This is a genomic window from Streptomyces sp. NPDC047042, from assembly GCF_040644035.1.
Lineage (GTDB): Bacteria > Actinomycetota > Actinomycetes > Streptomycetales > Streptomycetaceae > Streptomyces.
Genome location: NZ_JBEYVP010000071.1, coordinates 23,251 through 31,030, shown reverse-complemented (window position 1 = coordinate 31,030; position 7,780 = coordinate 23,251). Strand labels below are relative to the sequence as shown.

Below are 7,780 nucleotides of genomic sequence, written 5' to 3'. Positions count from 1 at the left end.
TCGGGGGCGCTGCCCCCGAACCCCCGCTCCTCAAACGCCGGAGGGGCTAATTTTTAGCCCGTCCGGCGTTTGAGGACGAGGCCGTTCAGGCCGAAGCGGGGGTCTGGGGGCGCAGCCCCCAGGGATGGGACGGGTAGGGGCGGCGGGGGCGAAAACGATCCACCGGCTCCCCATTGGCCCTTGCTGTGGCCTGCTCCCCTCACGTTTCCTCAAAAGTCGCACCAACCCTCTTTCACCGAGTGAGGTCAACCCGTGTCCAGCACGCTCTCCAACTCCGCCCAGACGCCCGAAACCGGCACCGCGCGCGTGAAGCGCGGTATGGCCGAGCAGCTCAAGGGCGGTGTGATCATGGACGTGGTCAACGCCGAGCAGGCCAAGATCGCCGAGGACGCCGGCGCCGTCGCCGTCATGGCCCTGGAGCGTGTCCCCGCGGACATCCGCAAGGACGGCGGCGTGGCCCGTATGTCCGACCCGGACATGATCGAGGGCATCATCGAGGCCGTGTCCATCCCGGTCATGGCGAAGTCCCGCATCGGTCACTTCGTCGAGGCCCAGGTCCTGCAGTCCCTCGGCGTCGACTACATCGACGAGTCCGAGGTCCTGACCCCGGCCGACGAGGTCAACCACTCCGACAAGTGGGCCTTCACCACCCCCTTCGTGTGTGGCGCCACCAACCTCGGCGAGGCCCTGCGCCGCATAGCCGAGGGCGCCGCGATGATCCGCTCGAAGGGCGAGGCCGGCACCGGCAACGTCGTCGAGGCCGTCCGTCACCTGCGCCAGATCAAGAACGAGATCGCCAGGCTCCGCGGCTACGACAACAACGAGCTGTACGCCGCCGCCAAGGACCTGCGTGCCCCGTACGAGCTCGTCAAGGAGGTCGCCGAGCTGGGCAAGCTCCCGGTCGTGCTGTTCTCCGCCGGTGGCGTCGCCACCCCCGCCGACGCCGCGCTCATGCGCCAGCTGGGCGCCGAGGGCGTCTTCGTCGGCTCCGGCATCTTCAAGTCCGGCGACCCCGCCAAGCGCGCCGCCGCCATCGTGAAGGCGACCACCTTCTACGACGACCCGAAGATCATCGCGGACGCGTCCCGCAACCTCGGCGAGGCCATGGTCGGCATCAACTGCGACACCCTCCCCGAGGCCGAGCGCTACGCGAACCGGGGCTGGTAGCACGCATGTCACCCATGTACGACACCCCTGTCATCGGCGTCCTGGCCCTCCAGGGCGACGTACAGGAGCACCTCATCGCCCTGGCCGAGGCGGACGCCCTGGCCAGGCCGGTGCGGCGCCCCGAGGAGCTCGCCGAGGTGGACGGCCTGATCATCCCCGGCGGCGAGTCCACCACCATCTCCAAGCTGGCCGTCCTCTTCGGCGTGATGGAGCCCCTACGCGCGCGCGTGCGCGCCGGAATGCCCGTCTACGGCACCTGCGCCGGCATGATCATGCTCGCCGACAAGATCCTCGACCCGCGCTCGGGCCAGGAGACCGTCGGCGGTATCGACATGATCGTGCGCCGCAACGCCTTCGGACGCCAGAACGAGTCCTTCGAGGCGACGGTCGACGTGAAGGGCATCGAGGGCGATCCTGTGGAGGGCGTCTTCATCCGTGCCCCCTGGGTCGAGTCCGTGGGCGCCGAGGCCGAGGTGCTCGCCGAGCACGCCGGTCACATCGTCGCCGTACGCCAGGGCAACGCACTCGCCACGTCGTTCCACCCGGAACTGACCGGCGACCACCGCGTGCACTCGTTGTTCGTCGACATCGTGCGAGCGCGCATCGCAAGCACCGCGCGCGCGGATCGTACAGCCGAGTCCTTGTAGGATCTCTGGGGTTCGTACAGAGATGGGTTACGCGAAGGAGACAGGCAGATGTCCGGCCACTCTAAATGGGCTACGACGAAGCACAAGAAGGCCGTGATCGACGCCAAGCGCGGCAAGCTCTTCGCGAAGATGATCAAGAACATCGAGGTTGCGGCACGCACGGGCGGCGCCGACCCGGCCGGTAACCCGACGCTCTTCGACGCCATCCAGAAGGCCAAGAAGAGCTCGGTTCCGAACAAGAACATCGACTCGGCGGTCAAGCGCGGCGCCGGCCTCGAAGCCGGTGGCGCCGACTACGAGACGATCATGTACGAGGGTTACGGCCCCAACGGTGTGGCGGTGCTCATCGAGTGCCTCACCGACAACCGCAACCGCGCCGCCTCGGACGTCCGCGTCGCCATGACCCGCAACGGCGGCAGCATGGCCGACCCCGGCTCCGTCTCGTACCTGTTCAACCGCAAGGGCGTCATCGTCGTCCCCAAGGGTGAGCTGACCGAGGACGACGTCCTCGGTGCCGTGCTGGAAGCCGGCGCCGAGGAGGTCAACGACCTCGGTGAGTCCTTCGAGGTGATCTCCGAGGCGACCGACCTGGTCGCGGTGCGCACCGCGCTCCAGGAGGGCGGCATCGACTACGACTCCGCCGACGCCAACTTCGTCCCGACCATGCAGGTCGAGCTGGACGAGGACGGCGCCAGGAAGATCTTCAAGCTGATCGACGCCCTGGAGGACAGCGACGACGTGCAGAACGTCTTCGCCAACTTCGACGTCAGCGACGAGGTCATGGAGAAGGTCGACGCGTAGCGGGCACCGCCGCGAGGCGAGCGGTTTCGGCGGGCCGGTGGGACACGTCCTACCGGCCCGCCGCTGTTGTCAGTGGCAGCGGATAGCCTGACGACAGTCAAAGATCACCGTCGACGGACCGCGACCGGACAAAGGGGTGGGGCGGGTGCGCGTACTCGGAGTTGACCCGGGACTGACCCGATGCGGGGTCGGCGTCGTCGAGGGCGTCCCCGGGCGCCCGTTGACGATGGTCGGCGTCGGCGTCGTACGCACGCCCGCGGATGCCGAACTGGGCCTCCGCCTCGTCGCGATCGAGCAGGGCATCGAGCAGTGGCTCGACGAGCACCGGCCCGAATTCGTCGCCGTGGAGCGGGTGTTCAGCCAGCACAACGTCCGTACGGTGATGGGCACGGCCCAGGCGAGCGCCGTCGCGATGCTCTGCGCGGCGCGACGCGGGATCCCCGTCGCCCTGCACACCCCCAGCGAGGTCAAGGCCGCCGTCACCGGCAGCGGACGCGCGGACAAGGCCCAGGTCGGCGCGATGGTGACCCGGCTGCTGCGGCTGGCCGCGCCCCCCAAGCCGGCCGACGCCGCCGACGCCCTCGCGCTGGCCATCTGCCACATCTGGCGCGCACCCGCCCAGTCGCGCCTTCAGCAGGCCGTCGCGCAGAACCGGCTCCAGCAGGCGGTCGCTCTTCACTCAGCGCGCACCGCAGCACCTGTATCGACCACCACACCCGCGTCGACCCCAGCACCCGCATCCACCACAGCACCCGCCCCGAAAGGCCGCCCCGCATGATCGCCTTCGTCAGCGGCCCGATTGCCGCCCTCGCCCCCGACTCCGCGGTGGTCGAGGTGGGCGGCATCGGCATCGCCGTCCAATGCGCACCCAACACCCTGTCCGGTCTGCGGATGGGCCAGCAGGCCAGACTCGCCACGTCCCTGGTCGTCCGCGAGGACTCGCTGACCCTGTACGGCTTCGCGGACGACGACGAGCGGCAGACCTTCGAACTGCTCCAGACCGCGAGCGGTGTCGGCCCCCGCCTCGCCCAGGCCATGCTGGCCGTCCACTCGCCGGACGCCCTGCGCCGCGCGGTGTCAACGGCGGACGAGAAGGCACTGATCGCCGTACCCGGCATCGGCAAGAGGGGCGCGCAGAAACTCCTGCTGGAGCTGAAGGACCGACTCGGCGCACCCCTCGGCACCGGCCCCGCCATCGGCTCCCCGGTCACCACCGGCTGGCGCGACCAGCTGCACGCGGCCCTGATCGGCCTCGGCTACGCGACCCGCGAGGCCGACGAGGCCGTGGCCGCCGTGACACCCCAGGCCGAGGCCGCCGAAGGCACGCCCCAGGTGGGCCAGTTGCTGAAGGCGGCCCTGCAGACCCTCAACAGAGCCCGCTGACCGGCACCACCCGACCGACCGCGACCGCGAGGCACACGCACGCTGTGCCGGCCCGGGGACGACCCCCGGGCCCCGGCCGACACCAGCGCCCGGCGCACCCAGCTAGGAGAACGCAGTGAACTGGGACGACACGACCGACGAGACCACCGCCCCCGAGCGGCTCGTCGGTGCGTCCGCCGACGGTGAGGACCAGGCCGTCGAGGCCGCCCTGCGCCCCAAGGACCTGGACGAGTTCATCGGCCAGGAGAAGGTCCGCGAGCAGCTCGACCTCGTCCTGCGCGCCGCACGCGCGCGTGGCGCCACCGCCGACCACGTACTGCTCTCCGGCGCCCCCGGCCTCGGCAAGACCACGCTCTCGATGATCATCGCCGCCGAGATGGGCGCCCCCATCCGCATCACCAGCGGCCCCGCCATCCAGCACGCGGGCGACCTCGCGGCGATCCTCTCCTCCCTTCAGGAGGGCGAGGTCCTCTTCCTCGACGAGATCCACCGCATGTCCCGGCCCGCCGAGGAGATGCTCTACATGGCGATGGAGGACTTCCGCGTCGACGTGATCGTCGGCAAGGGCCCCGGCGCCACCGCGATCCCCCTCGAACTGCCCCCGTTCACGCTGGTCGGCGCCACCACGCGCGCGGGGCTGCTGCCGCCCCCGCTGCGCGACCGCTTCGGCTTCACCGCGCACATGGAGTTCTACGAGCCCGCCGAGCTGCAACGCGTCATCCACCGCTCCGCGAACCTTCTCGACGTCGAGATCGGTGCCGAGGGCGCCGCCGAGATCGCCGGCCGCTCACGCGGCACCCCCCGCATCGCCAACCGTCTGCTGCGCCGCGTGCGGGACTACGCGCAGGTCAAGGCCGACGGCGTCATCACACGCGACATCGCGGCGGCGGCCCTGAAGGTGTACGAAGTCGACGCGCGCGGTCTCGACCGCCTCGACAGAGGCGTCCTCGAGGCGCTGCTCAAGCTGTTCGGCGGCGGTCCGGTCGGGCTCTCCACGCTGGCCGTCGCGGTGGGGGAGGAGCGGGAGACCGTCGAGGAGGTCGCCGAGCCCTTCCTCGTACGGGAGGGACTGCTGGCCCGTACTCCGCGTGGACGAGTCGCGACGCCCGCCGCATGGGCGCATCTCGGCCTCACCCCACCGCGTTCCACAACGGGGGGAAGCGGACAACAGGACCTGTTCGGGGCGTGAGGGCGCGGCTGCTCGCGGGCTCAGGAACCGTGGTGCCATGCTGAGCGTTGTTCCTGGAGTGCGGACTCGCTTAGACTCCGCCGATGCCGCCTTTGTAGCTTTGTAGGTGGCGCCGCCCACACCCCCATCCACCAGGCCGCTCACCGACGCGGTAGTGCGAAGGAAATCCCGTCCCGTGAATATCGTGACCCTCCTCCCGTTCATCGTGCTCATCGGGGCCATGTTCCTGATGACCCGCTCCGCCAAGCGCAAGCAGCAGGCCGCCGCGCAGATGCGCGACGACATGCAGCCCGGCACCGGTGTCCGCACGATCGGCGGCATCTACGCGACGGTCAAGGAAGTCAACGAGGAGACGGTTCTCCTCGACGCGGGCCCGGGTGTGGAGCTTCTCTTCGCGAAGAACGCCATCGGCGCCGTCCTCGGCGACGACGAGTACAACCGCATCGTTCACGGCATCGAGCACGACCTGAAGACCGACGAATCCGTCGTCCCGGACGACGCCTCCTCTCTCACCGAGACCGACGAGCCCTCCGACGACGCTTCCGCCGCTTCCGACGACAAGCCCATCGACCTCGGCAAGAAGGACGCGGCCGACGAGCCGGCCGACGAGACCGACGCCACCGAGGCGAAGACGGAAGAAGAGCCGAAGAAGACCGACGGCGAGTCCGACGCGAAGTAGCCGCGTTCCGGGGGAGGAGCGCGGCGCGATCCGCTCGCGTTACGTACCCCCGGCACGTTCGGTTCTCGCGGGGAGTCCCGACACCATGTCATGGCCGCCGGCCGCGCTGACCCGGCGCGAGGCGGCCCGAGAGGGAGTACGAGAAGGTGGCAGCACCTAAGAAGGGCCGGAGCGCAAGCTCCCAGAGCAAGCCAGGACGCTCGCTGGCCCTCATTCTGATCGCCATCGTGGCGCTCACCGGAGGCATGTTCCTCTCCGGGCACACGACTCCGCGTCTCGGCATCGACCTGGCCGGTGGCACGAGTATCACGCTCACGGCGAAGAACGAGCCGGGCCAGCCGAACGCGATCAACAAGACCAACATGGACACCGCGGTCGAGATCATGAACCGCCGTGTCAACGGTCTTGGTGTCTCCGAGGCAGAGGTGCAGACCCAGGGATCCGACAACATCATTGTCAACATCCCCAAGGGCACGAACTCCGAGCAGGCCCGGAAGCAGGTCGGCACCACCGCCAAGCTCTACTTCCGACCGGTCCTGGCCCTCGAGGCCCAGGGCGTCGCCGCGACGCCCACCCCCTCGCCCAGCGTGAGCACGTCCGGCAGCCCTTCGCCGTCGGCGTCCAAGACGGGCGACAAGGCGACCTCCTCGTCCTCCGCCTCGCCCACCCCGTCGGTCAGCGCCACCTCGCAGGGCCGCCCGGTCACCGACGCCCTGAAGGCCGACGCGACCCCGACGCCCAGCGGCAAGCCTTCCGCGTCCGCCCCCGCGTCGCCCCCGGCGAGCGCTGCCCCGGACCCGGCGACCGCGGCGCTCCAGGCGAAGTACGCGGCGCTCGACTGCACCAAGAAGGCGGTCCGCGCCGTCACCGGTGACGACACCAAGCCCACCGAGCCCACCGTGGCCTGCGGCAAGGACTCGCAGGGCCAGTGGCAGAAGTTCATCCTCGGCCCGGCCGAGGTGGACGGCACCGAGGTCAAGAAGGCCCAGGCCGTCTTCGACACGCAGGGTGCCGCCGGCTGGCAGGTCACCATGGACTTCACGTCCAAGGGCAGCAAGCAGTTCGGTGAGGTCACCGGTCGTCTCGCCCAGAACCAGCCGCCGCAGAACGAGTTCGGCATCGTCCTGGACGGCGAGGTGGTCTCCAACCCGTTCGTGAACACCGCGATCACCGGTGGCTCCGCGCAGATCTCCGGCAGCTTCGACCAGACCGAGGCCCAGGACCTGGCGAACATGCTGTCGTACGGCGCGCTCCCGCTCACCTTCCAGGAGTCGAGCGTCACCACCGTCACCGCCGCGCTCGGCGGCGAGCAGCTGCACGCCGGTCTGGTCGCCGGCGGCATCGGACTGGCCCTGGTCGTCATCTACCTGGTGGTCTACTACCGGGGTCTGTCGGTCATCGCCATCGCCTCCCTCCTGGTCTCCGCCGCCCTCACCTACGTGATCATGGCGTTGCTCGGTCCGGCGATCGGCTTCGCGCTGAACCTGCCGGCCGTCTGCGGCGCGATCGTGGCGATCGGTATCACCGCGGACTCGTTCATCGTGTTCTTCGAACGCATCCGGGACGAGATCCGCGAGGGCCGTTCGCTGCGCCCCGCCGTCGAGCGGGCCTGGCCGCGTGCCCGGCGCACCATCCTGGTCTCCGACTTCGTGTCGTTCCTCGCCGCCGCGGTGCTCTTCATCGTCACCGTCGGCAAGGTCCAGGGCTTCGCGTTCACGCTCGGTCTGACCACCCTGCTCGACGTGGTCGTCGTCTTCTTCTTCACGAAGCCGCTGATGACGATCCTCGCCCGCAAGAAGTTCTTCGCGGAGGGCCACCGCTGGTCCGGCCTCGACCCGCAGCGCCTGGGCGCCCAACCGCCGCTCCGTCGCACCCGTCGCACGTCCGCGCCCGTCGACATGAAGGAGGCGTGAG

The 7,780-nt window shown here is 69.8% G+C and carries 8 protein-coding genes; all 8 read left to right on the top strand.

Going from position 1 to position 7,780, the window contains the following annotated elements:
• Positions 1 to 252: 252 nt before the first annotated feature.
• The 8 genes from pdxS (at position 253) to secD (ending at position 7,779) form a co-directional block, all read left to right on the top strand.
• Positions 253 to 1,167: a pyridoxal 5'-phosphate synthase lyase subunit PdxS gene (pdxS, locus tag ABZ855_RS46280; protein ID WP_319208173.1), complete on the top strand. Its 915-nt coding sequence runs from the start codon at positions 253 to 255 to the stop codon at positions 1,165 to 1,167.
• Between the two features lie 14 nt (positions 1,168 to 1,181).
• Positions 1,182 to 1,814 (top strand): pyridoxal 5'-phosphate synthase glutaminase subunit PdxT, encoded by a 633-nt coding sequence (gene pdxT, locus ABZ855_RS46275; protein ID WP_360819407.1) that lies wholly within the window; start codon positions 1,182 to 1,184, stop codon positions 1,812 to 1,814.
• 48 nt (positions 1,815 to 1,862) lie between these two features.
• Entirely contained in the window at positions 1,863 to 2,615 is a 753-nt protein-coding gene (locus ABZ855_RS46270; protein WP_055534214.1) for a YebC/PmpR family DNA-binding transcriptional regulator, read from the top strand.
• A gap of 145 nt (positions 2,616 to 2,760) precedes the next feature.
• Positions 2,761 to 3,393 (top strand): crossover junction endodeoxyribonuclease RuvC, encoded by a 633-nt coding sequence (gene ruvC, locus ABZ855_RS46265; protein ID WP_360819403.1) that lies wholly within the window; start codon positions 2,761 to 2,763, stop codon positions 3,391 to 3,393.
• Positions 3,390 to 3,998 carry a Holliday junction branch migration protein RuvA gene (gene ruvA / locus ABZ855_RS46260; protein ID WP_360819400.1) on the top strand — a complete coding sequence of 203 codons (609 nt, stop codon included), beginning with the start codon at positions 3,390 to 3,392 and terminating at the stop codon, positions 3,996 to 3,998. The genes ruvC and ruvA overlap by 4 nt, the downstream gene beginning before the upstream one ends.
• A 115-nt stretch (positions 3,999 to 4,113) precedes the next feature.
• A complete protein-coding gene (gene ruvB, locus ABZ855_RS46255; protein ID WP_360819397.1) occupies positions 4,114 to 5,187 on the top strand; it encodes a Holliday junction branch migration DNA helicase RuvB in 1,074 nt (357 codons plus the stop codon).
• Positions 5,188 to 5,362: 175 nt separating this feature from the next.
• The gene (yajC, locus tag ABZ855_RS46250; RefSeq protein ID WP_360819394.1) at positions 5,363 to 5,866 is read left to right on the top strand and encodes a preprotein translocase subunit YajC; all 504 of its coding nucleotides are present in this window, start codon (positions 5,363 to 5,365) and stop codon (positions 5,864 to 5,866) included.
• Positions 5,867 to 6,012: 146 nt separating this feature from the next.
• Positions 6,013 to 7,779: a protein translocase subunit SecD gene (gene secD, locus ABZ855_RS46245; protein ID WP_360819391.1), complete on the top strand. Its 1,767-nt coding sequence runs from the start codon at positions 6,013 to 6,015 to the stop codon at positions 7,777 to 7,779.
• The last annotated feature ends 1 nt before the right edge of the window (position 7,780 follow it).

Excerpts from the sequence above, each read along its gene's own strand:
- pdxT (WP_360819407.1), top strand. The coding sequence starts at position 1,182 with ATGTACGACACCCCTGTCATCGGCGTCCTGGCCCTCCAGGGCGACGTA.
- ABZ855_RS46270 (WP_055534214.1), top strand. The coding sequence starts at position 1,863 with ATGTCCGGCCACTCTAAATGGGCTACGACGAAGCACAAGAAGGCCGTG.
- ruvA (WP_360819400.1), top strand. The coding sequence starts at position 3,390 with ATGATCGCCTTCGTCAGCGGCCCGATTGCCGCCCTCGCCCCCGACTCC.